We start from the raw sequence: 23,816 nt of genomic DNA, 5'->3' as shown, positions 1-23,816 counted from the left end.
GCGAGGGTTTCAGAAGCTTCTGATTACGAGCGGACCAGTTTCTCATAATCCTCGGCGATCTCGCGGGTCAGGTCGCCAACTTCGAATGTGTATTCGCCGATCTGCCCAACGGGCGTCACTTCGGCGGCGGTGCCGGTCAGCCAGCATTGTTCGAAATCGGCCATCTCTTCGGGCTTGATGCGGCGCTCATGAACGGTGATGCCCTTGTCTTTCAGCATCTTGATCACGGTCTGGCGGGTGATGCCGTTCAGAAAGCAATCGGCCAGCGGAGTATGCACCTCACCATCCTTGACAAAGAACACGTTTGCACCGGTCGCTTCGGCCACATAACCGCGCCAGTCCATGAACAGGGCATCCGAACACCCCTTGGCCTCGGCCTTGTGTTTCGAGATGGTGCAGATCATGTATAAACCTGCCGCCTTGGCGTGAACCGGGATGGTTTCGGGGCTGGGGCGTTTCCATTCCGCGATATCCAGCTTGGCCCCCTGCATCTTTGCATCGCCATAGTAGGCACCCCAGGGCCAAACCGCGACGGCCATACGAACCGGGTTCTTGGCCGAGGCAACACCCATGTCCTCGCCCGAACCACGCCAGACGAGCACGCGTACATAGGCATCTTTCAAGCCGCTGGCTTTCAGCGTCTCTTCCTTGGCCGCTTCGATGTCATCCACCGAGTAGGGCATCGGCATGTCCAAAGCCTCGGCCGACGCTATCAAACGCTTGGAATGTTCGCGGCTTTTGAAGATCTTGCCGTTATAGGCGCGCTCACCCTCAAACACAGACGAGGCATAGTGCATCGCGTGGGTCAGGATGTGCACATTCGCTTCACGCCAGGGCACCAGTTTACCGTCTAGCCAGATGGTACCATCACGATCATCATACCCCGCCATGCGAAACCTCCTGAACCGGGTCAATTTTCCGAATATTGCGCCAGATAGGTCCGCATCGGACACATTGTTGCGCAAAAACTGCGATTCGATACCTGTGCGCTCTTGGAATGTCAATAAGGCTGACATAAACTCGAACCGTATTGCGAATGAGGCCCGTTATGTCCGAAATCCGTCCTGCCCCGGTCTTTGGCGGAGAAAGCCTGTTATTTCTGACGGATGAGCAGTTGCGGCAAGGTATCGAAGCGATGTTCTTTGCCTATCGCGGCTTCACCGCCGATCCCGACCGCATCCTGTCCGAAATGGCCTATGGCCGCGCCCATCACCGGGCGGTTCACTTCATCAATCGCGCGCCCGGCACGACGGTAAACAACCTTCTGGGCATCCTGGGGGTAACAAAACAGTCTCTAAATAGGGTTCTGCGCACCCTGATCGAGGACGGTTTGGTGGAAAGCCGTGTGGGAAAGGTGGACAAACGCGAACGCCACCTATTTCTAACAGACAAGGGCAAGGCGTTGGAGGCTACGCTGTCCGATGCGCAGCGAGCCCGGATGCGCGCGGCATTCAAGGATGCAGGCCCCGAAGCGGTGGCCGGTTTTCGCAAAGTGCTTGAAGCGATGATGGATGCTGATATGCGTCGTGCATATACGAAACTGCGGGATACAACTTCATGAGCGATATGGACGCCCATCTTCTGATCGTCGACGACGACGAACGCATTCGCGATCTGCTCAAGAAATTCCTGATGCGAAACGGGTTTCTGGTAACCGCAGCGCGAGACGCAGCGCATGCAAGGCGGGTGCTGTCGGGGCTGGATTTCGATCTGATCGTGCTGGATGTCATGATGCCGGGCGAGGATGGGGTAAGCCTGACCAAGGCGCTGCGCGAGACCCATACAACACCGATCCTGCTGCTGACCGCAAAAGGCGAAACCGAGCATCGCATCGCGGGGCTCGAAGCCGGTGCCGATGATTACCTCGCCAAGCCTTTTGAGCCGAAAGAACTGCTGCTGAGGATCAACGCCATCTTGCGCCGCATGCCCGAAGCCCCCGCGCAGGAGACAGCCGCGAAATTCCTGACACTCGGCCCGATCCGCTATGACATCGAGCGTGGCGAGATGTGGCAGGGAGAAGATCCCGTGCGTCTGACCGCGACCGAAAGCCAGTTGATGAAGATCTTCTCGGCCCAGCCGGGAGAGCCGATCAGCCGGGCCAAACTGGTTGAGGATCTGGGGCGCGACAAGGGACAAGCGCAGGAACGCGCGGTAGACGTGCAGATCACGCGCTTGCGGCGCAAGATTGAGCAAGATCCGAAGCAGCCCCGGTATCTGCAGACTGTGCGGGGTGCGGGGTATATGTTGGCCCCCGACTGATTTGCCGTTGTGCGGCGACTTTGCCTTCGGCGAAGGTATCTATAGCCAGATGAAGATAGGACCCCGATGACGACTGCCCTTTTGACCCATGCCGATTGTTTAGGCCATGTGACACCTGACGGGCATCCGGAGCGGGTGGCGCGATTGGAGCATGTTTTACATGCGCTGGAAGGCCTGGATCTGAAACGGGTCACTGCTCCGATGGCCGCAGATGATGATCTGTTGCGGGTTCACCCATCCAGTCACATCGATGATATCCGAAGCAGCAAGCCCTCTGAAGGGTTTCGACAAATCGATGGGGACACGTTCATGTCTCCGGGGTCGGTCGATGCTGCTTATCGCGCAGCGGGGGCGGCGGTACGGGCGGTTGATCTGGTTTTGAGCGGTGAGGCCTCGAACGCGTTCTGCGCCATCCGCCCGCCAGGGCATCATGCGGAATCCGAGACAGCGATGGGGTTTTGTCTGTTCGGCAACGCGGCGCTGGCGGCGAAGCATGCGCTGGATCATCACGGGTTGAACCGCGTGGCGGTGGTGGATTTCGATGTACATCATGGCAATGGCACGCAGGATCTGCTGTGGGATGAGCCACGGGCGCTGGTGATTACCAGCCAGCAGATGCCGTTGTGGCCCGGAACAGGGCGCGCGGATGAAACCGGCGCCTATGAGACGGTGCTGAATATTCCATTAGCCCCCGGCACGGGCGGGGCCGAGATGCGCGCTGCCTACGAGGCGCAGGCCTTTCCGCGGCTGCGCGCATTCAAGCCGGAACTGATCATCATTTCGGCGGGATTCGATGCGCATCAGGATGACCTACTGGCCAACCTCAACTGGTCCACGGGTGATTTCGCCTGGATCACAGCCGAGCTGTGCAAGATCGCCGATGAGGTCTGTGCAGGCCGTATCGTCTCGACTCTGGAAGGCGGGTATGATCTGAACGCACTGGCCGAGGCGACACGAGCCCATGTGGAAGAACTGATAAAGGCAGCACGATGACCGATACTCCAGTCGAACAGATGACGTTTGAACAGGCGATGAAAGAGCTTGAGGCGGTAGTGGGCCAGCTGGAACGCGGGGATGTGGCCTTGGATCAGTCGATTGCTCTCTATGAACGCGGCGCGGCTTTGAAGAAGCGTTGCGAAGATGAGTTGAAGCGGGCCGAAGAAAAAGTCGCAGCGATCACTCTGGATGCGAGTGGACAACCGACCGGGACAACGCCTGTCGAAAGTCAGTAAATGTTTCGTGAAAAGCTGGCGCAGGATGCGGCGCTGATTCAGAGCCATTTCGATCTGGTTCTGGGGGCGTTGGACGATCTGGATGTGACACGGGCGATGGCCTATGCCACCGAAGGCGGCAAGCGGCTGCGTGGGTTTCTGGTTTTGGAAAGCGCGCGGTTGCATGGCGTTGACGCGACGCAAGCGATCTGGCCAGCGACCGCGATTGAGGCGCTGCATGCATACTCGCTTGTTCATGATGACCTGCCCTGCATGGATGACGATGATTTGCGGCGCGGGCGCCCGACTGTGCATGTGAAATGGGATGAGGGCACCGCTGTCCTCGCGGGCGATGCGTTGCAGACGCTGGCATTTGAACTTTGCACGCGACCCGAGGCCGGGAGCGCGGAAATTCGCGCAGATTTGGGTCTAACACTGGCAAAAGCGAGCGGCGCACAGGGTATGGTTTTGGGCCAGGCGCTGGATATCGCGGCGGAAACAGCGGCAGAGCCCTTGACGCTGGATCAGATCACGCAGCTGCAAGCGGGTAAAACCGGTGCGTTGATCGAATGGTCCGCTTGCGCGGGCGCACGATTGGCACAGGCCGATCCCGAACCCTTGCGCCAATATGCCCAAGCCCTTGGCCTTGCTTTTCAAATCGCCGATGACATCTTGGATGTCGAAGGAGATGCCGAAAAGGCCGGAAAGCGGCTGCAGAAGGATGCTGAGGCGGGCAAGGCAACCTTTGTCTCGCTGCTGGGTCTGGAGGCCGCGAAATCCCGTGCTGCCGCGTTGGCGGATCAGGCCTGCGCAGCACTGGACGGGTATGGCCCTAAAGCTGAAACCTTGAAGCAAGCTGCCCGCTTCGTTATTGCCCGGGACAGCTAAGCCAGGAACGCCATATGTCTGACCGCCCGAATACGCCTCTGTTGGACCTTGTGAACCGCCCTGCGGATCTCAAGCAATTCTCGGATGCGCAACTACATCAGGTCGCACATGAATTGCGGTCCGAGACGATCTCGGCCGTTTCTGTGACTGGGGGACATCTGGGTGCGGGTCTTGGCGTAGTCGAACTGACCACGGCGCTGCATGCGGTGTTCGATACTCCGCGCGACAAGATCATCTGGGACGTGGGGCACCAGTGCTACCCGCACAAGATCCTGACCGAGCGCCGCGACCGTATCCGCACCTTGCGCATGAAGGATGGCCTGAGCGGCTTCACCAAGCGCAGCGAAAGCCCCTATGACCCGTTTGGCGCGGCGCATTCGAGCACCTCGATCAGCGCCGCACTTGGGTTTGCCGTGGCGCGTTATCTGGGTGGTGTGACACCCGAGGGGCTGGGCGATGCAATTGCGGTGATCGGCGATGGCTCGATGTCTGCGGGCATGGCCTTTGAGGCGATGAACAACGCGGGTCATCTAAAAAAACGCCTGATCGTCATCCTCAACGACAATGAAATGAGCATTGCGCCGCCCGTCGGGGCCTTGTCCAACTACCTGTCGCGCATCTATGCCGAGGAACCGTTCCACGACCTGAAAGCTGCCGCCAAAGGCGCGGTATCGCTGCTGCCCGAACCGTTCCGCGAAGGGGCAAAGCGCGCCAAGGATATGCTGAAAGGCATGGCCATGGGCGGGACGCTGTTTGAAGAGCTGGGCTTTTCCTACCTCGGCCCCATCGACGGGCATGATCTGGATCAGTTGCTGCCGGTTCTGCGTGCGGTCAAGGCGAAGGCAAGCGGGCCGATTCTGATCCACGTGCTGACCAAGAAGGGTAAGGGCTATGCCCCTGCCGAACAGGCCCGCGACAAAGGTCACGCAACCGCCAAGTTCGATGTGGTGACGGGCGAGCAGAAAAAGGCGCCTTCGAACGCGCCATCCTATACCTCGGTCTTTGGCAAGACACTGGTCGATGAAGCAGCGCGGGATGACAAGATCGTAGCCGTCACTGCCGCGATGCCGGATGGTACCGGGCTCAACCTGTTTGCCGAGCGCTATCCGTCGCGCTGTTTCGATGTGGCGATTGCCGAACAGCATGGCGTGACCTTCTCGGCCGCGCTGGCGGCGGGCGGGATGAAGCCATTCTGCGCCATGTATTCGACCTTCCTGCAGCGTGGGTATGATCAGGTGGTGCATGATGTGGCGATCCAGCGCCTGCCGGTACGCTTTGCCATCGATCGCGCGGGTCTGGTGGGCGCAGATGGCGCGACCCATGCTGGATCGTTCGATATCGCCTACCTGGCCAACCTGCCCGGCATGGTCGTCATGGCCGCCGCAGACGAGGCTGAACTGATGCACATGGTTGCCACTGCAGTGGCCCATGACGATGGCCCTATCGCCTTCCGCTATCCGCGCGGCGAAGGGGTGGGTGTTGACCTGCCCGAGCGCGGCGAAGCGCTGGAGATCGGCAAGGGTCGACTGATCCAAAAAGGTGCCCGCGTGGCGCTGCTGTCCTTCGGCACGCGGCTCGCCGAAGTGCAGAAGGCGGCAGAGGCCCTGTCTGCGCGCGGGATCACGCCCACCATCGCGGATGCGCGCTTTGCCAAGCCGCTCGACCAGGACCTGATCCTTGACCTCGCCGCGAACCACGAGGCGCTGATCACCATCGAAGAAGGGGCCGTGGGTGGCTTTGGCAGCCACGTGGCGCAACTGCTGGCGGATGAGGGTGTGTTTGATGAAGGGCTGAAGTATCGCTCGATGGTGCTGCCGGACATCTTCATCGACCAGGCCAGCCCGGCCGATATGTACGCCGTCGCAGGGATGAACGCAGAACAGATCGAGGCCAAGGTGCTTTCGGTTCTCGGCGTACCCTCAATCGGCGAGAAACGTGCCTGATATTTTTGCAGCCTTCAGTCTGAACATCGGAAAAATAAGCAAATTTAAAATGACATAGGTCAAATCCTTACGCACTGTGATACGCTAACACCCGAGTCAGGCAGACCAACTCCTGCCGGACACTCGAGGGTCGCAAGCGAATGAACAAGCTAGCAAGCCGACGCGCTTTCTTGCGTGGCAAGATGCTGCAAGGGGATAGATCAGCCATCCGCCCGCCGGGCGCGGAGGCGGAGTTTCTTGAACTGTGTACACAGTGCGACGAATGCCAGGTGGCCTGCCCCGAAGACATCATCCGTTTTGACGCACAAGGCTGGCCCGTGGTTCAGTTGGACGTTGGTCCCTGCACCCTTTGCGGCGATTGCGCCAACGCCTGCCCGACTGGAGCGCTGAATCCTGAACGCGTAGCCGACTGGCCTTGGCGCGCTGCAATATCTGCATCATGCCTGTCGATGAACGGCGTCAGTTGCCGGATCTGTCAGGACGTCTGTGACCACAGCGCGATCCGCTTCAAACTGCAACCCGGTGGTCGCGCCGAACCCCAACTCGATATCGACAAATGTACCGGCTGCGGAGCTTGCGCCAGCGCCTGCCCCGCCGGTTCCATCAGTTTTGAACGCCACACCCCGCCCACTCAGGAGGTTGCCTTATGAACATCTGTGGTTGCCTCGTCCATGTAAGCCCGGAAACCACCCAAAGCGCGCAGGACGCGATTGCGCGCACAGACGGGGCCGAGGTTCACGCGGCGGCCGAAGATGGCCGTCTTGTTGTTGTGGTCGAGGATACGCCGGAAAAACTGGCGTCCGAGACGATCATGGATCTGCATCAGATCCCGGGTGTGATCTCTCTGACCCTGACCTATCACCATTTCGAAGACCTCGCGGAGACCCGTCCGCACCTTAACGCTTCTCGCCAGATATAAAGCCGGAGACCCATGTCATGACCATCTCTGAATCCCGCCGGACCTTTCTGAAATCAACCGCCGCCGCTGCGACTGCATCAGCCGCAGGTCTGCCATTGGCGACCGGACAAGCCAACGCTCAGGCCGCCACCCCGGACATCCGCTGGGACAAAGCCGCCTGCCGGTTCTGTGGCACTGGCTGCTCGGTCCTGGTTGGCACCAAAGACGGGCGCGTAGTTGCCACGCAGGGCGACCCGGACGCGCCGGTGAACCGCGGCCTGAACTGCATCAAAGGTTATTTCCTGTCCAAGATCATGTACGGCAAAGACCGTCTGACCACGCCGATGCTGCGCAAAACCAACGGCGAATACGACAAGAACGGTGAATTCGAGCCCGTCAGCTGGGACGAAGCCTTCGACGTCATGGCTGCCAAGTGGAAAGAGGCCCTAGCCAAGAAAGGGCCAACCAGCGTCGGTATGTTCGGCTCGGGCCAGTGGACCGTTTGGGAAGGCTATGCCGCTGCCAAGATGATGAAAGCCGGTTTCCGGTCCAACAACATCGACCCCAACGCGCGCCACTGCATGGCCTCGGCGGTTGTCGGCTTCATGCGCACATTTGGCATTGATGAGCCGATGGGCTGCTATGACGATTTCGAGCACGCAGACACTTTCGTGCTCTGGGGCTCGAACATGGCCGAGATGCACCCGATCCTGTGGTCACGCCTGACCGATACGCGCCTGACCAAGCCGGGATCTGAAGTGCATGTGCTGTCGACTTATGAACACCGCTCGTTCGAGCTGGCCGATAACGGCATGGTCTTCGCGCCACAAACCGATCTGGCGATCCTGAACTACATCGCCAATTTCATCATCCAGAACGGCGCTGTGAACGAAGACTTCGTCCGGAACCATGTGAACATCACCAAGACCGCCACCGATATCGGCTATGGCCTGCGTGACAACAACCCGTTGCAGCAAGAGGCTGAAAACCCGAACTCGGGAAAATTGGAACCGATCAGTTTCGAGGAATATGCCGAAGCCGTTTCGGAATACACGCTGGAATATACCTCTGAACTGTCCGGCGTTCCTGCCTCTCAGCTCGAACGTCTGGCGCAGCAATATGCAGACCCCAATCGCAAAGTGATGAGCCTGTGGACCATGGGCTTCAACCAGCACACACGCGGATCGTGGGTGAACTCGCTGATGTACAATGTGCACCTGCTGGTGGGTAAGATTTCCGAGCCCGGCAACTCGCCCTTCTCGCTTACCGGTCAGCCCTCGGCCTGTGGCACAGCGCGTGAGGTCGGTACCTTCGCTCACCGTCTGCCCGCCGATATGGTCGTGGCAAACGACAAGCACCGCGAGATTTGTGAGAGTGCATGGAAAATTCCTGCGGGCACCATCCCGCCCAAACCCGGCTTCCACGCCGTATTGCAGCACCGCAAGCTGAAGGACGGTGATCTGAACGCCTATTGGGTGCAATGCACCAACAACATGCAGGCCGCGCCCAATATCAACGAAGAAGGCTATCCCGGCTATCGCAACCCGGAGAACTTCATTGCCGTATCCGATCCCTACCCGACCGTAACGGCTCTGTCCGCTGACCTGATCCTGCCCACCGCCATGTGGGTCGAGAAGGAAGGCGCCTATGGCAACGCCGAGCGTCGCACGCAATTCTGGCGGCAACAGGTTAAGGCTCCGGGAGAGGCGAAATCGGACCTCTGGCAGCTGATGGAATTCTCAAAACGCTTCACCGTGGAAGAGGTTTGGGGCGAAGAACTGCTGGCCACCATGCCCGAACATCGCGGCAAGACCATGTATGACGTGCTGTTCGCCAATGGCACGATCGACCAATTCCCGCTGTCGGAAACTGCGGAAGGGTTCGACAACGACGAGTCCGAGCACTTTGGCTACTACGTACAGAAGGGCTTGTTCGAGGAATATGCCGAGTTCGGTCGCGGACATGCGCACGATCTGGCACCGTTCGAAACTTACCATCAGGCCCGCGGCCTTCGCTGGCCGGTCGTGGACGGCAAAGAGACGCTTTATCGCTTCCGTGAAGGCTATGATCCTTACGTGCCCGAAGGTGCAGATGTGAAGTTCTATGGCCATAAGGATGGCAAGGCCAAGATCATCTTTGCCCCATATGAACCCGCTGCCGAGGAACCGGATGCGGAATTCGATTTGTGGCTCTGCACCGGTCGCGTGCTGGAACATTGGCACTCGGGCTCTATGACCCGCCGCGTGCCCGAACTGCACCGCGCCTATCCGGCCGCAGTGGTCTACATGCATCCCGAAGACGCGCGTGACCGTGGTCTGCGCCGCGGGCAGGAGATCATTCTGTCCACTCGTCGCGGCGAAGTCACCAGCCGGGTCGAGACCCGGGGTCGGAACAAAGTGCCGCGCGGTCTGGTCTTCATGCCATGGTTTGACGAAGGCCAGCTGACCAACAAGCTGACGCTGGACGCGACTTGCCCGCTGTCGAAAGAGACCGACTTCAAGAAATGCGCCTGTAAGATCGAGCGCGCATAACGGGCTGGCAAGGCAAAGGTAAGACCCATGTCTCGTGTTGGCTCCCCCTTATCGCCGCAGCGGCGCCGGTTCCTGCAGGACTCGGCGCGCGCGGCGGGCGGCTGCGTCGCCGCCGGGTCCTTGCTGGCCTGGCTGGCGCGGGACGCACGGGCGTTGCCGGCCGAAGCATTACGACCCCCCGGAGCCTTGCCGGAAAAAGACTTCTTGTCGGCCTGTATCCGCTGTGGATTGTGCGTGCGGGACTGTCCCTATGACACGCTGAAACTGGCCGAGCTGGGTGTCGATGCCGTGGCCACCGGCACGCCCTATTTCACCGCCCGCGATGTGCCTTGCGAGATGTGTGACGACATCCCCTGCGTCGCAGCCTGCCCGACCGGGGCGTTAGATCCTGCGCTGGAAAATATCGACGACGCCGAAATGGGCGTGGCCGTTCTGGTCGATCAGGAGAATTGCCTGAATTTCCTCGGCCTGCGCTGCGATGTTTGCTATCGCGTCTGCCCCGTCATCGACGAAGCCATCACGCTGGAAACTGAACACAATGCCCGCTCAGGCAGTCATGCAATCTTCATTCCAACCGTTCATGCCGATCACTGCACCGGCTGTGGCATGTGCGAGAAGAGCTGCGTTCTGCCCGAAGCCGCGATCAAGGTTCTTCCCGCCCGGCTAGCCCGTGGCAGCAGCGCCGATCACTACCGCAAGGGCTGGGAAGAGAAAGAGGCAAAGGGCGCGCCGGTCGTAGAAGGCATCATCGACTTGCCCGACCGTCTGCCGGGACCGGGCACAGATAACCTCGCCGCGCCGGGCGGGTTTGAGCCTAGCTTCAAATTGCCGGAGGTCACCCCATGACCGCCCGCACACATATGCCACTGGGGCAAGAGGCCATCGCCACCAAAGGCTGGCTGGGTGCCCATAAATACCTGCTGCTGCGTCGCGTCAGCCAGCTGTTTTTTCTGGTCCTGTTCCTGCTGGGCCCTTGGTTCGGGATCTGGATCGTGCAGGGCACACTGGCCGGGTCGCTGACGTTGGGCGTGCTGCCCCTGACCGACCCGTTTGTCTTTCTGCAAAGCCTGATCGCCGGGCACTGGCCCGAGCTGATCGCCGCCATCGGTGCCGCCATCGTTCTAGTTGCTTACGCCCTGATCGGAGGTCGCGTCTATTGTTCCTGGGTTTGCCCGATCAATCCGGTCACCGACGGCGCGCATTGGTTGCACCGCAAGCTGGGCCTGCAAAAGGGCTGGCAGCCCAAGCGCCGCACACGGTTGTGGATCATGGCAACCGTTCTGATCGTGACCGGCCTGACCGGCACAATCGCGTGGGAGCTGGTTAACCCGATCACCATGCTGCATCGCGGGCTGATCTTTGGCATGGGCTTCGTCTGGGCGATGATCGCCGCGATCTTCCTGTTCGATCTGTTTGTCTCACGCCATGGATGGTGCGGCCATGTTTGTCCCGTTGGCGCGTTCTACGGACTGGTGGGCAATAAAGCGATGCTGCGGGTCAGCGCCACCAATCGCGCCGCCTGTGACGACTGTATGGATTGCTACGCGGTCTGCCCGGAAAACCAAGTCATCTCTCCGGCGCTGAAAGGCAAAGACACCCCGCTGATCCTGTCGCCCGACTGCACCAATTGCGGTCGCTGCATCGATGTCTGCGCCGAAGACGTATTCAAATTCACCCATCGGTTCGACGACCTGACCGTCGCACCACCGGAACCAACCGCCGCGCCGCAGCCGCGCGCCTCAAGACCTTTTTGAAGGAGTGAGAAGATGAAAAAGCCGATCCTAGTGGGCCTTGCCCTGATCCCGCCGCTACTCCTCGGTGGCCTGGCCCTTGCGCAGTCTGCCGGGGTCAACAGCCTGCGCGGTGCCGAGGTTGATGAACCTGCTGTTCTAGATCAGGTTCACCGCACGGTCGAAGGCCGCATGCAGCGAAACTATCGCCAGCAGCCACCGCTGATCCCACATTCGATCGAACAGTACCAGATCGACCTGCGCACCAACCAGTGCCTGTCCTGCCATGACTGGACCAAAGCAGGTGAGCGCAACGCACCAACATTGTCGATGACCCACTATCTGGACCGCGAAGGCCGCGAGTTGGATCAGATCGCAGGTACCCGGTATTTCTGCAACCAGTGTCACGTGCCGCAAGCGGATGCGTTGCCACTGGTCGACAACACTTTTGAACCTTCCTCCGGCAACTGAACTCAGGTCAAAAAGGAGAGCGCGATATGTCCGACTCCCAAGAAAAACAAGGGCTCATCCGACGCCTCTGGACCTGGTTCTGGAGCCCGATCGCCGTCCTCAGCGTTGGTTTCACTTTGCTGGCCGGGTTTCTGGCGGGCATCCTGTTCTGGGGTGGCTTCCACTGGGCACTGGAGCTGACGAATACCGAAGAATTCTGCACCTCGTGCCACACGATGGAGGTTAATCTCGGCGAATACCGTGAAACGATCCACTACAACAACCACTCAGGCGTCCGTGCGATCTGTTCGGACTGTCACGTCCCGGACGAGTGGAACCACAAGATCAAAGCCAAGATCATGGCGGTGAAGGATGTCTATCACGAGCTGGCAGGCACGATCAGCACACCCGAGAAATACGAGGATCATCGTCTCGCCATGGCGACGGCCGTTTGGAAGAAGATGAAAGCATCCGACAGCCGCGAATGCCGCAACTGTCACAACTTCGACTATATGGATTTCACGATTCAGGAAACCCGTGCTGCTAGCGAACACCAGCGCGCAATTGATACCGGCATGACCTGCATTGATTGCCACCAGGGTATCGCGCACAGCCTGCCGCCCAACTATCTGGAAGCATATCAGGAGATCGCGGACGCGGTGGATGGCGAAGTTCTGCAGAAACACGCAGCGGCGTCAGGGGACGATATCCGCTCGTTCCTGAACAAAAGCTCGGATTAAGGCGGGGACAGAGATGTTAGAGATACTTGGAACCATCGGCGGCAACGTATTGGGCCTGCCCGGCATTCTGGGCCTGGCACTGGGCATGATGACCCGCCAGTTGTGGCTTGGCGCCCTGCTGGGTGGCGTAGTTGGCCTGATCGCGCCCCTGCTTTTTGCCGGGTGGCAGTTTTCCCATGTCGGGACGATGGCGCTCGTGATTGCGATTATTGTCGGGGTCTGCGCCGGCAGCCTCGGCACCGCCATTCGCCGCAAAGGCGCAACAGTCTGAGCGACCTGACCCGGCAGCAATGCCGGGTTACCGCCCCCAGTTCTCCGCCGGATCGCTCTCGGCGTAATCCCGCAGCAGTGCGATATCTGAAATCTCGGCATGGTTGCGGTTGATCTTTACGCCCACTGCTTTGAGCCGTGAGAATGCCCGACTCAGGCTTTCGGGCTTCATCCCCAGACGACCCGCGATCAGCATCTTGTCGTAAGGCAGGGACACTTCGCACTCGCCTGCATCGCTGTCACAGAGGTTCAGCAGAAACTCGGCCACGCGCTGCGCGCCGGTTTGCGCCTTGAGTTGCTCAAGCTGAGCGACCAGAGAATGCAGATGGGTAAATGTCGCGGCCAGGATCGAGATCCCGATTTCCGGGTCTTCCTTCATCAAAGAGATCAGGATCGGGCTGGGAATGTGCATCACTTCGCAGGCCGATACAGCCTCGGCTGAGACGGGATAGGGCACGTTGCGCAGTGCCACCGCCTCGCCAAAGCTATCGCCGCGCTTGAAGACGCTTACCACGGCCTCGGCTCCAGTGGGTGTCATGCGGAAGAGTTTAACCCAGCCTTCCAGTACCACGTGAACGGCCTGCGCCTCTTCTTCCTGCAGGAAGATCGTCTCGCCCCGATCGTACCGACGCCAGATCGCGTGGCTCAGCAATGTCTCGACATGCTGATCCGGCAGACTGCGCAGCAACAGCGACTGACGCGCGATTGCCTTTTGTGTTTCATGAGACATGAAAACACCCCCGTTTATTCCTGCCGACACGTTGGTTCGGTCGGTCCATCCCAACCCCACGCTATGCCAAAGCCCGTCAGCTTGCACCATCCTTTTTTACCGGTACGAACTTGACAATAGTCATGTCTGAGGCACCGAGGCTGCCATAAACTCAGCCCATAGCCAGTATGCCGGGGAGCAAGCAAGATGAATTACGAGCGTTTCTTCAGCCAAAGCCTTGAGGACCTTCAGAACGAAGGGAATTATCGTGTTTTCATCGACTTGCAACGTCGCTGCGGGTCTTTCCCCAACGCGCGTCAAACAGACGGCCCTGTGCAGCGGGACGTGCGGATCTGGTGTTCAAACGACTATCTCGGCATGGGTCAACACCCATCAGTTATCGGTGCGATGCACGACGCATTGGACCGCTGCGGCGCGGGGGCCGGGGGGACGCGGAACATATCAGGCACCACTCACGACCACGTGCTGCTTGAGGCCGAACTGGCCGATCTGCACGGAAAAGAAGCCGCGCTTCTCTTTACTTCCGGATATGTTTCGAATTGGGCGGCCCTTGGCACCCTCGCCGCAAAAATTCCTGGCCTGATCGTATTTTCTGATGCCCTGAACCACGCCTCGATGATCGAAGGCATCCGCCACTCGCGGGCGCAGAAGGTGATCTGGAAGCACAACGATCTGGAAGATCTTGAGGCGAAACTGGCCGCAGCCGATCCCGATGCGCCCAAGTTGATAGCATTCGAGTCGGTCTATTCGATGGACGGTGACATCGCCCCCATCAAAGAAATCTGCGATCTGGCCGACAAATACGGTGCGATGACTTATCTGGATGAGGTCCACGCCGTTGGTCTTTATGGCCCGCGCGGCGGCGGCATCGCTGAGCGTGAAGGCCTGATGGATCGCCTGACGGTGATCGAAGGGACGCTTGGCAAAGCCTTTGGTGTGGTCGGAGGCTACATCGCTGCCTCAGCCGCGCTGTGCGATTTCGTGCGCAGCTTTGCCAGTGGCTTCATATTTACCACCGCCCTGCCGCCTTCGATTGCCGCCGGTGCTGCAGCTTCGATCCGGCATCTGAAACAGTCCAATGCCGAGCGCGACCTGCAAAAGGCCCGCGTGGCGCAGGTGCGCGCGCGCTTGGATGCGGAAGGTATTCCCCATATCCCCAACCCTAGCCACATCATCCCGGTGATGGTCGGCGATCCGGTGAAATGCAAGTTCATCTCGGACACGCTGCTGGAGGAGTTCGGCATCTACATCCAGCCGATCAACTACCCCACTGTTCCGAAAGGGACCGAGCGCCTGCGGATCACGCCGTCTCCGGTTCATACCGATGAGGATATCGACCATCTGGTCAGCGCGCTGTCGGCCCTGTGGCAACGCTGCCAGATCGCGCGGATGCCGATGGCGGCCCAGTAATCAAAAAGCGCCCCCTTGCGTGATACCTCGCCGTCTCTCCGGAGGCGGCGTTTTTTCAGATCAAGTAGAGGGCAAAGATGACGACCGCAAAGCCGGTCAGCACCATCGTGAAGCCGCGCAGCCATGTCGGGCTGGTTGCAAGGTCCAGATAGCGGGAAAGAATGACCCGGGATTTTGCAAGCGCAAAAACAAGGATGCCGCCGCCCAACAGCGCGGGTGGGATGGGCAGCACCGTCAGTATCGCGGATGTGACGCTGAGCGCCAAAAGAGCGAGCCAGGCACGTGTGAGCGCGTTCAAGCGCGCTCGGCGGGAGATTCTGGGAAAAGATGAAGGTGCAGGCATCGTCATCATCCCAGCAGGTAGATCACAGGGAAGAGCATGATCCAGACCAGATCAACCATGTGCCAGAACTGTGCGCCTGCCTCGATATTGCGTGGGTCATCGCGCCAGGCGACCAGCAACAGGACGCCGACGCCTGCGAGAACATGCGCGGCATGAAATCCGGTCAACAGGTAGTAGAACAGGAAGAACGGGTGGGTCTCGTAGGTGATCCCCTGCGCGGCTTTACCTGCATATTCCACACCTTTAATGATCAGAAACACGACGCCCAGCGCGGCGGCGGCGATCATCGCTATTCGAGCCGCAGTGCGACGCGCGACCTTCCGCCAATGCAACGCCTGCGCCGCCAGATAACCTGAGGTGACCAGCACCGCCGTATTAAGCGCCGCTCCGGTGCGGTAGAGATGCGATTGCGCTTCGGCAAATCCGGCGGGATCGGTCAGGCGCACACCCATGAAGGCAATCAAGCCTGCGCCGAACACCAGCAGTTCCGAGATGATCAGCACCCACATCAGCAACTCGCCCGGAAGCTCGTCGATCAGAGAGGTCTCGCTCATGCGCCGACCAGCTGGCGGTAGATCTGCGGCAGGGCCATGGTCAGACGGTGCGGATCGGGGATGACAGCGAAGCCACCCTGGCCGAACATGCGCGGAAACCAGCTTTTGCCGGTTTTGTCGATGGTGACGCCGAATACCGATTGCCCTGCGCGGCGCGCCTCGCGGATGGCTTGCCGTGTGTCTTCGATGCCGTGGCGACCCTCATAGTGGTCCAGATCGTTGGGCTTGCCATCGGTGATGACTAGCAACAACCGGCGTTTGCGCGATTGACCGGCCAGATCGGCCGAGCAATGCCGGATCGCAGCGCCGAGTCTGGTATAGTGACCGGGGCGCAGGGACGCGATGCGTTGTTCGACCAATCCCCCCATCGGCTCATCGAACCGTTTGCACCGCTGCACATAAACACGGTGGCGTTTCAGCGAGCTGAAGGCGTGAATGGCGAAATCGTCGCCGCAGGCATTCAGACCCCAGGCGAGCGCGGCCAGCGCCTCGCGTTCGATGTCGATCACGGCGCGGCCTGTGACTGCGCTTTCGGTCGAGCGACTGACATCCAGCAGGATCGATACCGCCAGATCGCGCGCCTCGGGGCGGGATTGCATCCAGATGCGTTCGGTGCCTTCGCCATTGGCGCAGCGATCCACCTGCGCCCGGACGGCGGCCTCGATGTCCAGCTGATCGCCATCCAGATGGCCGCGCGTCATCACACGGCCCGGACGCAACGCCTCGAACTGGCGTTTCACGGCGCGGATGCGGCGGGCAGTGGCGGGGTCCTTGCCAAACTCTGCAGAATCTTCGCGGATGTCGGCATCCGAAGTCAGAACGTTGACATGATCGGGAAGGTATTGCCCTGTGCGCACATCCCATTCGGGATAGAGAACCCGGCCGGACAGACGCTCTCGGTTCACATCCTCCGGAGCCAGGTCCAGATGCAGTTTCAGCTTGGTCGGCGGCGCCTTCGAGATCTGCCCAAGGCCAATCTCTTCCTGATCGTCGGCCGCTTTCTTGGCATTGTCGGGGTCGTCGTCGTCGATGCGGCGGTTGATATTCAGAAACTCGGCCCAGCTGAGGATCGCTTCGAACTTGTGCAGAATGAAACTGTCGCTGCGGGAAGCCTGATCCGATTTGCGGCGGCGGGCGCGATGGGTTTTCTCTCCGGTTTCCTCGGGCGGGCCTTCTGTGTCGGGGTTTTCGACCTCGTTATGTTCGGAAAGTCCGACGGGGCGCAGCGCGGGCCACAACGGGATAGGGCGGAAATGCTGATATCCGCGCGGGGCGGAAAGGTCGTCATCCAGTGTCAGAAGCTGCTCGGCCTGCGATGACAGGGGTGCAGGATCGCCCAGCAAGTGGCGAATGATCTCTTCAACTGCCGCCTCCACGGGTGGCAAACCGGGGATGTCGCGGTAATGCAGAACGCCTTTGCAGAGTTCGGTGTAAAGCGCGCGCAAACCAGGGGCATTGTCTAATGTCGCCTCGACCATGCGTCGGGCGGCGATCAACGCGTGCAAATCGGCGCGCAGCGGGTCGTCTTCGTCGATGCGGGTGCTGGCATGGGCCGCGGCGGCGGCCAGCCAGACGTAAAGCGCACCATTTGCTTCACGTGCAGGAAAAACGGCCAGCCGGTCGGGCAGGCGCAATACTTCGCCATCGAACGACGCACGCGGCATCAGCTCGACTTCGGTCGCCAGACGGCGGCGCCACCCCAGACGGTGGCGTGAAACCTCGGGTGAGACCGGGCGCAATTCTACGCCCGGACTACCCCCAAGCCCTCGGAAGAGGACAGCCAGCCGCCCCGCGACCTCTGAGAGGTCGACCGCGGCTCCATCATGCACCTCAGGTGCATCGAGGCGGCTGGCAAGGGTGTGCCACAGTTTCCCGATCGTTTCTTCGGGTTCCCATGGCTCAAAATCGATCCTGACCATCGGCCGGCCTCACCCAAAGACAGCCGTGACAAGATCGAGGAGCCCGCGTTTGATATCCTCGTCATCGGTCAGAGGTTCGATCATAGCGGCAAGGATGGCGCGGTCGGTGGACATGCCCTGTGCGATCAATGTCGCGGCATAGACGACCAGACGGGTGGAAACGCCTTCCTCAAGGTCCTGACCCTTGAGCCCGCGCAGCTTGTTCGCCAGCCGGATCAGCGGCTTGCAGCGCTCCAGCGGCAGTCCGCTTTCCTGGGCGACAACTTCGGCCTCCATTTCAGGTGACGGGAAGTCGAACTCCAGCGAGATGAACCGCTGCCGGGTCGAGGGTTTCAGGGTTTTCAGGATATTCTGATATCCGGGGTTATATGAAGCGACCAGCATGAAGCCGGGCGCAGCCTCAAGTTCTTCACCCGTGCGGTCGATCGGTAAGATGCGCCGGTCATCTGTCAGCGGGTGCAGCACGACGGTGACATCCTTGCGGGCCTCGACCACCTCGTCGAGATAGCAGATCGCACCTTCACGCACAGCGCGAGTCAGAGGGCCATCGACCCAAACAGTCTCGCCGCCCTTCAGCAGGTAACGCCCGATCAGGTCAGCGGCGGCCAGGTCATCGTGGCAGGCCACGGTATAAAGCGGGCGGCCAAGACGCGCAGCCATATGGGCCACAAATCGGGTCTTGCCGCAGCCTGTCGGGCCTTTCAGCAGAACCGGCAGATCATTGTTGTAAGCGGCGCAGAACACATCGCATTCATCGCCCTGGGCGAGGTAGAAGGGGGCGTTTGCCGCCCCCTCGTTCAGTTTCATGGAGCCATCCATATTCATCACTCCGCAGGGGTTTCGATCTTGCCGGGTTCAATCACCTCTTTCCGGGGCACCCAGATCGAGTAGATGAACAACAGCGCGCCAAGCACCACGACGACACCCGAACCGAAGCGCATCCAGTAGAAGATGGCGATCTGGTCCTGCACGTCCATGTAGTAGTCGCCCACCACACGCTGCATGTGCGTCTGCACGGTTCCGGCAAAGGTCAGCACGAAGGTCATGAACACCATGCCGCCGGTCATCAGCCAGAACGAAGCCATGTTCAGCACCTGATTATACGGATCGCGGTTTTTCAGGATCGGCATGGCATAGCTGAAGATGGCGCAGTTCAGGGCGACATAAGCACCGTAGAAGGCCAGGTGACCGTGAGCCGCTGTGATCTGCGTACCGTGGGTATAGTAGTTCACCCCATGCAGCGTGTGCAGGAAGCCCCAGACGCCGGCACCGAAGAAGGCGAGCGTGGCACAGCCCAGCGACCACAACAGAGCGGCCTTGTTGGGATGGTCACGACGGCCTTTCCAGACCATGACGAAGGCAAAGGCCATCATTGCGAAGAACGGGATCACCTCGAGGCTTGAGAAGATCGAGCCGATCCACTGCCAATACGCAGGCGTACCGATCCAGTAGTAGTGGTGACCTGTACCAAGGATGCCCGAGAACAGCGCGGCGGCGACAATGACATAGAGCCATTTCTCGACGATCTCGCGGTCCACACCCGTCAGCTTCAGCATCAGATAGGCCAGGATCGAGGCCATGATCAGCTCCCACACGCCTTCGACCCACAGGTGGACGACATACCACCAGTATTGCTTGTCCAGAGACAGGTTGCCCGGGTTGTAGAAGGCGAACAGGAACAGCAGCGCCAGACCCCAGAGGCCCAGAACAAGGATATTCGAAATCGCGGTTTTCTTACCCTTCAGCACCGTCATCGAGATGTTGTAAAGGAAGATCAGCGCCGCCACGACAATGCCCGCCTTGACCCATTTGGGCTGTTCAAGGAACTCGCGCCCCTCTTTACCCAGCAGCCAGTTACCTTCGAACAGGTTGAAGGTATAAGTCAGCACCGCACCCAGCGTACCGACCACAAGGATCAGCAGCTGCAGATAAGCCAGCTTGGTCGAGTGGATCTCGCGTTCGGTTTCTTCCGGAACCAGAAAATAGGCCGCTCCAAAGAAGCCTGTGATCAGCCAGACGATCAGCGCGTTGGTGTGCAACATGCGGATGATGTTGAACGGCAACAACTCGCTGAGCGTGTTGGGCATGACATAGACCCAGCCCGCCAGCAGTCCGCCCAGCACCTGGATCGCAAACAGCGCCATGGCCACGGCAAAGTAGGCCAGCGCAATTTTTTGGGATTCGTATTTCATTGCTCTGTTCCTTCCTTAACCGGCTTCGTTCGGTGGCCAGTCCTGAGCATCGATATTGTCGGTCCAGATCAGGAAGTTGGTCAGGTCGCGAAGCTCTTCGTCGCTGAGGTTGAAATTGGGCATCTGCCGACGGCCGGGAATGCCGGTGGGTTGCGCCTCCATCCAGCCCTTGAGCGATTCAAAGGCTGATTCCGGGTCGTCGAGGACGCCCCAGCGGGTCATTACATTGCCGACTTCGGGGGCGAAATAGGCACCTTCACCCAGGATCGAGTGACAGTTGATACAGGCGTGTTTTTCCCAGATGTGCTTACCGCGGACCACACTCTCATCCAGTTTCGCCGAATTCTCGGAATTGACGATGTACCAGTGCGAATGGGCCGACAGGGCCAGGAAAATGAGGATGAAGAACAGTGACCCGCCATAGAATATGTTGCGAGCCATGCTCTTTGTCATGACTTCTCGCATTGCGCTCTCCTTTGCGCAGATTAGCTAGTGTGACGACAATGGCGGCTGGGTGGCTGAGCTGCCTTAACGAAAGTCAAGACAGTCCGCAGGAAAGAGTAAGCTATTTGAATAACTTTATTTTTCAGGCCGCGCGCGGACCTGTCAGTGCCGACCACATGGCGATCAGATAGAGCGCAAACGCTCCGATCCATAGCCCATCGACAACCAGCATCGCCGTCAGGTAGCCGGTGCTCAGATCCGATCCAACCCATCTGAGGATCGCGGCCAGCGCCATCAACCCGTAGGCCACCGCCATCGGCGTCGGCGCAACCAACGCCCGACCGCTATGACCAAGCGCGGCGCGGCTCATGACCGCCAGTGTCATGCCACCGACACAGCCGATGCCCAGCACATGCAGCGCCGCAATCTCATTGCCGATGCCCAACAGGGACAGGCCCCACAAGATCAGGCCAAGCGCAAGCATTCCAAGCCCAACATGCAAGGCTATGAGAATCGGCTGCCGCATGGCCCAGAGCGACCGCCAGCGCGCCATGCGAAGGATCTGCACAACGCCAAGGATCAGCGCCACCAGCCCGGTCACCATGCTGATCCCAATGATCAGCGCACTGATTGGCAGGAGCAAAGCGACGACCATGCCTGCCTTATCGAGTGCGGCAACAGAAACCGGCCACGCCTCTTCCGGCGCACCCTCGCGCTTCATCGCGTTACGGGTGAAAGCCGGCGTGATCCGCCCCCCCAGAATCGCGATCATGGAACATAAGGTCAGCAGCCCAACACGCAGGCCGGTATCGAGCGTGTCATTGGTGATCCCGATCCATTGCAAGTGAGTCAGCAGGTTGGCGATCCAGATCAAGCTGAGCAGCAGCAGAAACACCATGTTCTGCGGTTTAGGACGTCGGATCAGCTGAGTCGCGATCTTCGCGGCCAGGATCGGCACAAAGGCGAGATCAAGCACGGCAACCAGAACAGGCGACAGCGCAGCCGAATACCACATGGCCAGACGCCCCAGAAGCCAAAGACCCGCCGCCAGCATTATGAACCGCGCTCGCGCGTCGGGTGCGCCGGTCCAGTTCGGCACGGCGGTCAGAAAGAACCCGCCCAGCGCGGCGGTGGCATAGCCGAAAATCATCTCATGCGCGTGCCACATCGGTGGGGTCATCGCATAGCTCGTGCCCGAATAAGAAACTGCGCCGGTCTGGACCATCAACCAGACACCCCAGACACCGCCAACGAACAGACCGTATAAACCGGCTGACAGGAAAAAGACCCGAAATCCTTCGCCAAAAACCCGCGCGATGACTGCCGACATGTCTGCTCTCCTCGGCTCTGATGCCCTCTGGGTGAGAACCTAGCGAGCTTCAGTTCCAGCTCACTTAACAGAAATCAAGCAGGCGAAAAGATGCCTCCGAAACCCTTATTTTATTGGCGGAAATATTGCCTTTGGACGCAGTTTGCAGGCCTTCCGTTGACTTTCGTCAAGGATAACAAACGCGTGATGTCTCACCCTTGGACCTGCCTCACCAGCAAATGGAGAGTGATCATGTCACTTGGAATCAGCTACAACAGAACTGGCCGCGCCTTCGGGGTCGGTTTGGCGATGCTGCTGGGCAGCGTCGCTGCGCCAGCCTTTGCAGAAGAGCCAACCCTGAGCAAGGAAGCCTTTGAATCATCAAAACAACTTTACTTTGAACGCTGCGCCGGTTGCCACGGCGTGCTGCGCAAAGGGGCGACAGGCAAAAGCCTTGAGCCTTTGGTTGAAACAAAGAACGACGATGGCACCGTGACCGAGTCCGGCACCCTGAAACTGGGACAGGACCGGCTTGAGAAGATCATCGCATGGGGCACCGAGGGCGGTATGAACAACTTCTCGGATGTGATGTCCGAAGAAGAAATCCGCGATATGGCGACCTACATCCAGATGGAGCCGCCCAAGCCGCCGGAGATGTCGCTTGAGCAGATGATGGCGACCCGCAAGGTCTATGTCGAACCGCAGGATTACCCGACCGAGCCGCTGCATGGCCGCAACTGGGAAAACTTCTTCGTGGTCATCGAACGTGACGTGGGTAAGGTGGCCGTGATCGACGGCGACACCAAGGAAGTGCTGGCGCATATCCCGACCGGTTATGCCGTGCACGTCCTGAAAGCGTCCGAGCACCATAAACTGGAAGAGCCGGAGAATCCGGGCCGCTTCTGGTACACTATGGGCCGCGACGGCAAGATGACCAAGATCGACCTGTGGCAGAACCCCGAGAACATGCTCGTGGCCGAGGTCACCATTGGTTATGACGCCCGCGACGTGGCCGTTTCGGGTGACGGTAAATACGTGATCGGTGGGGCTTATTGGCCGCCGCACTTCGCCATCGTCGACGCCGAAACCATGGAGCCGAAAAAGGTCGTCTCGACCCGCGGTTACAACGTGGACGGGGATTATGTGGAAGAGGCTCGCGTGGCCGCCATCTACACCACTCCGAACGAGCCCACATGGATCGTGGCCGTCAAAGAACTCGGTCAGCTCTGGCAGGTGGACTACTCCGATCTGGACAACCTGCGGATCGACAAGATCGACAGCGCCAAGTTCCTGCATGACGGGTTCTTTGATCCGACCGGTCGTTACTTCCAGATCGCCGCGAACGCGTCGAACAAGATGGTCGTGGTCGATACCGAGACCCACAAGCTGGAAGCTCTGATCGACACCGCGCCGCTGCCGCACCCCGGCCCGGGCGCCAACTGGGATGACCCGAATTGCGGTCCTGTTGCCGGTACAACCCACCTGGGCGAAGGCACGGTCACCGTTTGGGGCAACGACCCCGAAGGTCGCCCGGACGATGCCTGGAAGGTCTGCTATGAGGTGGAAACCGACGGACCCGGCCTGTTCATTCGGACGCACCCGGAATCGGATTACATCTGGGCCGACCAGACCAAGCATCCCGAGCCTGAGATTCAGCAATCGGTGCAGGTCATCGACAAGGCAACCGGTGAGATCGTGAAAACGATCCAGATCACCGAAGAGGAAGGCAATGTCGCCGTCCACTTCGAGTTCAACCAGGACGGCTCCGAGGTTTGGGTTTCCAAGTGGAACCGCTCGACCTCGAAAGAGGCCAATGGTGAGATCGTGATCTTCGACGCCAAGACGCTGGAAGAGATCGGTCGTGTGAAAGGTCTGTTTGCCCCGACCGGTAAGTTCAACGTCTACAACCGGTCGAACCACATCACCTGACGGGTTTGTACTCAGCACCGGAAAGGGCGGGCCCCTCGCCCGCCCTTTCCTCGTTTGACTCATCAG

General features: G+C 59.7%; 25 protein-coding genes. 16 read left to right on the top strand and 9 right to left on the bottom strand.

Annotation, left to right across the window (positions count from 1 at the left end):
• Positions 1 to 23: 23 nt before the first annotated feature.
• Positions 24 to 890 (bottom strand): branched-chain amino acid aminotransferase, encoded by an 867-nt coding sequence (locus ACR0NF_RS10410; RefSeq protein ID WP_480471473.1) that lies wholly within the window; start codon positions 888 to 890, stop codon positions 24 to 26.
• 158 nt (positions 891 to 1,048) lie between these two features.
• On the opposite strand from ACR0NF_RS10410, the gene ACR0NF_RS10405 reads away from it, so the two are divergent.
• The 14 genes from ACR0NF_RS10405 to ACR0NF_RS10340 all read left to right on the top strand — a co-directional run bounded on the left by ACR0NF_RS10405 (position 1,049) and on the right by ACR0NF_RS10340 (position 12,921).
• Complete coding sequence (locus ACR0NF_RS10405; RefSeq protein ID WP_480471472.1) at positions 1,049 to 1,561, top strand: MarR family winged helix-turn-helix transcriptional regulator; 513 nt, start codon at positions 1,049 to 1,051, stop codon at positions 1,559 to 1,561.
• Positions 1,558 to 2,259 carry a response regulator gene (locus tag ACR0NF_RS10400; RefSeq protein WP_480667787.1) on the top strand — a complete coding sequence of 234 codons (702 nt, stop codon included), beginning with the start codon at positions 1,558 to 1,560 and terminating at the stop codon, positions 2,257 to 2,259. Before ACR0NF_RS10405 ends, ACR0NF_RS10400 begins: the two co-directional genes overlap by 4 nt.
• A gap of 66 nt (positions 2,260 to 2,325) precedes the next feature.
• A complete protein-coding gene (locus tag ACR0NF_RS10395) occupies positions 2,326 to 3,252 on the top strand; it encodes a histone deacetylase family protein (protein WP_480778206.1) in 927 nt (308 codons plus the stop codon).
• The gene (locus ACR0NF_RS10390; RefSeq protein WP_480778205.1) at positions 3,249 to 3,491 is read left to right on the top strand and encodes an exodeoxyribonuclease VII small subunit; all 243 of its coding nucleotides are present in this window, start codon (positions 3,249 to 3,251) and stop codon (positions 3,489 to 3,491) included. The genes ACR0NF_RS10395 and ACR0NF_RS10390 overlap by 4 nt, the downstream gene beginning before the upstream one ends.
• Positions 3,492 to 4,358, top strand: a complete 867-nt coding sequence (locus ACR0NF_RS10385; protein ID WP_480471469.1) for a polyprenyl synthetase family protein — start codon at positions 3,492 to 3,494, stop codon at positions 4,356 to 4,358.
• Positions 4,359 to 4,372: 14 nt separating this feature from the next.
• The gene (gene dxs, locus ACR0NF_RS10380) at positions 4,373 to 6,301 is read left to right on the top strand and encodes a 1-deoxy-D-xylulose-5-phosphate synthase (protein ID WP_480778204.1); all 1,929 of its coding nucleotides are present in this window, start codon (positions 4,373 to 4,375) and stop codon (positions 6,299 to 6,301) included.
• Positions 6,302 to 6,441: 140 nt separating this feature from the next.
• Positions 6,442 to 6,951, top strand: a complete 510-nt coding sequence (gene napF, locus ACR0NF_RS10375) for a ferredoxin-type protein NapF (RefSeq protein ID WP_480667785.1) — start codon at positions 6,442 to 6,444, stop codon at positions 6,949 to 6,951.
• Positions 6,948 to 7,220, top strand: a complete 273-nt coding sequence (locus ACR0NF_RS10370) for a chaperone NapD (RefSeq protein WP_480778203.1) — start codon at positions 6,948 to 6,950, stop codon at positions 7,218 to 7,220. The genes napF and ACR0NF_RS10370 overlap by 4 nt, the downstream gene beginning before the upstream one ends.
• Positions 7,221 to 7,237: 17 nt before the next feature.
• Positions 7,238 to 9,730 (top strand): nitrate reductase catalytic subunit NapA, encoded by a 2,493-nt coding sequence (gene napA / locus ACR0NF_RS10365; protein WP_480778202.1) that lies wholly within the window; start codon positions 7,238 to 7,240, stop codon positions 9,728 to 9,730.
• Between the two features lie 27 nt (positions 9,731 to 9,757).
• The gene (gene napG, locus ACR0NF_RS10360) at positions 9,758 to 10,576 is read left to right on the top strand and encodes a ferredoxin-type protein NapG (RefSeq protein ID WP_480660734.1); all 819 of its coding nucleotides are present in this window, start codon (positions 9,758 to 9,760) and stop codon (positions 10,574 to 10,576) included.
• Complete coding sequence (napH, locus tag ACR0NF_RS10355; RefSeq protein WP_480471463.1) at positions 10,573 to 11,484, top strand: quinol dehydrogenase ferredoxin subunit NapH; 912 nt, start codon at positions 10,573 to 10,575, stop codon at positions 11,482 to 11,484. Before napG ends, napH begins: the two co-directional genes overlap by 4 nt.
• Positions 11,485 to 11,496: 12 nt before the next feature.
• Positions 11,497 to 11,931, top strand: a complete 435-nt coding sequence (locus ACR0NF_RS10350; RefSeq protein ID WP_170398181.1) for a nitrate reductase cytochrome c-type subunit — start codon at positions 11,497 to 11,499, stop codon at positions 11,929 to 11,931.
• A 26-nt stretch (positions 11,932 to 11,957) separates the two neighbouring features.
• A complete protein-coding gene (locus ACR0NF_RS10345; RefSeq protein WP_480471462.1) occupies positions 11,958 to 12,650 on the top strand; it encodes a NapC/NirT family cytochrome c in 693 nt (230 codons plus the stop codon).
• 13 nt (positions 12,651 to 12,663) lie between these two features.
• The gene (locus ACR0NF_RS10340) at positions 12,664 to 12,921 is read left to right on the top strand and encodes a hypothetical protein (protein WP_480660738.1); all 258 of its coding nucleotides are present in this window, start codon (positions 12,664 to 12,666) and stop codon (positions 12,919 to 12,921) included.
• 27 nt (positions 12,922 to 12,948) lie between these two features.
• Here the strand turns inward: ACR0NF_RS10340 and ACR0NF_RS10335 are convergent, their stop codons facing one another.
• Entirely contained in the window at positions 12,949 to 13,650 is a 702-nt protein-coding gene (locus tag ACR0NF_RS10335; RefSeq protein ID WP_480471460.1) for a Crp/Fnr family transcriptional regulator, read from the bottom strand.
• A 186-nt stretch (positions 13,651 to 13,836) separates the two neighbouring features.
• Here ACR0NF_RS10335 and hemA point away from each other — a divergent pair, with 186 nt between their 5' ends.
• Positions 13,837 to 15,060 (top strand): 5-aminolevulinate synthase, encoded by a 1,224-nt coding sequence (hemA, locus tag ACR0NF_RS10330; RefSeq protein ID WP_480778201.1) that lies wholly within the window; start codon positions 13,837 to 13,839, stop codon positions 15,058 to 15,060.
• Positions 15,061 to 15,115: 55 nt separating this feature from the next.
• Here the strand turns inward: hemA and ACR0NF_RS10325 are convergent, their stop codons facing one another.
• The 7 genes from ACR0NF_RS10325 to ACR0NF_RS10295 all read right to left on the bottom strand — a co-directional run bounded on the left by ACR0NF_RS10325 (position 15,116) and on the right by ACR0NF_RS10295 (position 21,842).
• The gene (locus ACR0NF_RS10325; protein WP_480778200.1) at positions 15,116 to 15,358 is read right to left on the bottom strand and encodes a cytochrome C oxidase subunit IV family protein; all 243 of its coding nucleotides are present in this window, start codon (positions 15,356 to 15,358) and stop codon (positions 15,116 to 15,118) included.
• A gap of 50 nt (positions 15,359 to 15,408) precedes the next feature.
• On the bottom strand, positions 15,409 to 15,957 hold the full coding sequence (locus ACR0NF_RS10320; protein WP_480778199.1) for a cytochrome c oxidase subunit 3: 549 nt from the start codon (positions 15,955 to 15,957) through the stop codon (positions 15,409 to 15,411).
• Positions 15,954 to 17,876 carry a nitric oxide reductase activation protein NorD gene (locus ACR0NF_RS10315; RefSeq protein ID WP_480778198.1) on the bottom strand — a complete coding sequence of 641 codons (1,923 nt, stop codon included), beginning with the start codon at positions 17,874 to 17,876 and terminating at the stop codon, positions 15,954 to 15,956. Before ACR0NF_RS10315 ends, ACR0NF_RS10320 begins: the two co-directional genes overlap by 4 nt.
• Before the next feature lie 9 nt (positions 17,877 to 17,885).
• Complete coding sequence (locus ACR0NF_RS10310; RefSeq protein WP_480778197.1) at positions 17,886 to 18,701, bottom strand: AAA family ATPase; 816 nt, start codon at positions 18,699 to 18,701, stop codon at positions 17,886 to 17,888.
• Positions 18,701 to 20,068, bottom strand: coding sequence for a cbb3-type cytochrome c oxidase subunit I (locus ACR0NF_RS10305; RefSeq protein ID WP_480471454.1), 1,368 nt, complete (start codon positions 20,066 to 20,068; stop codon positions 18,701 to 18,703). Before ACR0NF_RS10305 ends, ACR0NF_RS10310 begins: the two co-directional genes overlap by 1 nt.
• A gap of 15 nt (positions 20,069 to 20,083) precedes the next feature.
• Positions 20,084 to 20,533, bottom strand: a complete 450-nt coding sequence (locus ACR0NF_RS10300; protein WP_480471453.1) for a c-type cytochrome — start codon at positions 20,531 to 20,533, stop codon at positions 20,084 to 20,086.
• Positions 20,534 to 20,654: 121 nt separating this feature from the next.
• Positions 20,655 to 21,842 carry an NnrS family protein gene (locus tag ACR0NF_RS10295; protein WP_480778196.1) on the bottom strand — a complete coding sequence of 396 codons (1,188 nt, stop codon included), beginning with the start codon at positions 21,840 to 21,842 and terminating at the stop codon, positions 20,655 to 20,657.
• Positions 21,843 to 22,073: 231 nt separating this feature from the next.
• Here ACR0NF_RS10295 and ACR0NF_RS10290 point away from each other — a divergent pair, with 231 nt between their 5' ends.
• Positions 22,074 to 23,750, top strand: coding sequence for a cytochrome D1 domain-containing protein (locus ACR0NF_RS10290; protein ID WP_480778195.1), 1,677 nt, complete (start codon positions 22,074 to 22,076; stop codon positions 23,748 to 23,750).
• The last annotated feature ends 66 nt before the right edge of the window (positions 23,751 to 23,816 follow it).

This window comes from Ruegeria sp. CF4 (assembly GCF_056537345.1).
Note: the sequence above shows the minus strand (reverse complement) of the source record. Positions and strands in the feature narration are given on the sequence as shown.

Coding starts and splice junctions, on each gene's coding strand:
- ACR0NF_RS10335 (WP_480471460.1), bottom strand. CDS start 13,650: ATGTCTCATGAAACACAAAAGGCAATCGCGCGTCAGTCGCTGTTGCTG.
- dxs (WP_480778204.1), top strand. CDS start 4,373: ATGTCTGACCGCCCGAATACGCCTCTGTTGGACCTTGTGAACCGCCCT.
- ACR0NF_RS10385 (WP_480471469.1), top strand. CDS start 3,492: ATGTTTCGTGAAAAGCTGGCGCAGGATGCGGCGCTGATTCAGAGCCAT.
- ACR0NF_RS10395 (WP_480778206.1), top strand. CDS start 2,326: ATGACGACTGCCCTTTTGACCCATGCCGATTGTTTAGGCCATGTGACA.
- ACR0NF_RS10390 (WP_480778205.1), top strand. CDS start 3,249: ATGACCGATACTCCAGTCGAACAGATGACGTTTGAACAGGCGATGAAA.
- hemA (WP_480778201.1), top strand. CDS start 13,837: ATGAATTACGAGCGTTTCTTCAGCCAAAGCCTTGAGGACCTTCAGAAC.
- ACR0NF_RS10340 (WP_480660738.1), top strand. CDS start 12,664: ATGTTAGAGATACTTGGAACCATCGGCGGCAACGTATTGGGCCTGCCC.
- ACR0NF_RS10400 (WP_480667787.1), top strand. CDS start 1,558: ATGAGCGATATGGACGCCCATCTTCTGATCGTCGACGACGACGAACGC.
- ACR0NF_RS10315 (WP_480778198.1), bottom strand. CDS start 17,876: ATGGTCAGGATCGATTTTGAGCCATGGGAACCCGAAGAAACGATCGGG.
- napA (WP_480778202.1), top strand. CDS start 7,238: ATGACCATCTCTGAATCCCGCCGGACCTTTCTGAAATCAACCGCCGCC.
- ACR0NF_RS10350 (WP_170398181.1), top strand. CDS start 11,497: ATGAAAAAGCCGATCCTAGTGGGCCTTGCCCTGATCCCGCCGCTACTC.
- ACR0NF_RS10410 (WP_480471473.1), bottom strand. CDS start 890: ATGGCGGGGTATGATGATCGTGATGGTACCATCTGGCTAGACGGTAAA.
- ACR0NF_RS10320 (WP_480778199.1), bottom strand. CDS start 15,957: ATGAGCGAGACCTCTCTGATCGACGAGCTTCCGGGCGAGTTGCTGATG.
- napH (WP_480471463.1), top strand. CDS start 10,573: ATGACCGCCCGCACACATATGCCACTGGGGCAAGAGGCCATCGCCACC.
- ACR0NF_RS10310 (WP_480778197.1), bottom strand. CDS start 18,701: ATGAATATGGATGGCTCCATGAAACTGAACGAGGGGGCGGCAAACGCC.
- ACR0NF_RS10370 (WP_480778203.1), top strand. CDS start 6,948: ATGAACATCTGTGGTTGCCTCGTCCATGTAAGCCCGGAAACCACCCAA.
- ACR0NF_RS10345 (WP_480471462.1), top strand. CDS start 11,958: ATGTCCGACTCCCAAGAAAAACAAGGGCTCATCCGACGCCTCTGGACC.
- ACR0NF_RS10405 (WP_480471472.1), top strand. CDS start 1,049: ATGTCCGAAATCCGTCCTGCCCCGGTCTTTGGCGGAGAAAGCCTGTTA.
- ACR0NF_RS10300 (WP_480471453.1), bottom strand. CDS start 20,533: ATGCGAGAAGTCATGACAAAGAGCATGGCTCGCAACATATTCTATGGC.
- ACR0NF_RS10305 (WP_480471454.1), bottom strand. CDS start 20,068: ATGAAATACGAATCCCAAAAAATTGCGCTGGCCTACTTTGCCGTGGCC.
- napF (WP_480667785.1), top strand. CDS start 6,442: ATGAACAAGCTAGCAAGCCGACGCGCTTTCTTGCGTGGCAAGATGCTG.
- napG (WP_480660734.1), top strand. CDS start 9,758: ATGTCTCGTGTTGGCTCCCCCTTATCGCCGCAGCGGCGCCGGTTCCTG.
- ACR0NF_RS10290 (WP_480778195.1), top strand. CDS start 22,074: ATGTCACTTGGAATCAGCTACAACAGAACTGGCCGCGCCTTCGGGGTC.
- ACR0NF_RS10295 (WP_480778196.1), bottom strand. CDS start 21,842: ATGTCGGCAGTCATCGCGCGGGTTTTTGGCGAAGGATTTCGGGTCTTT.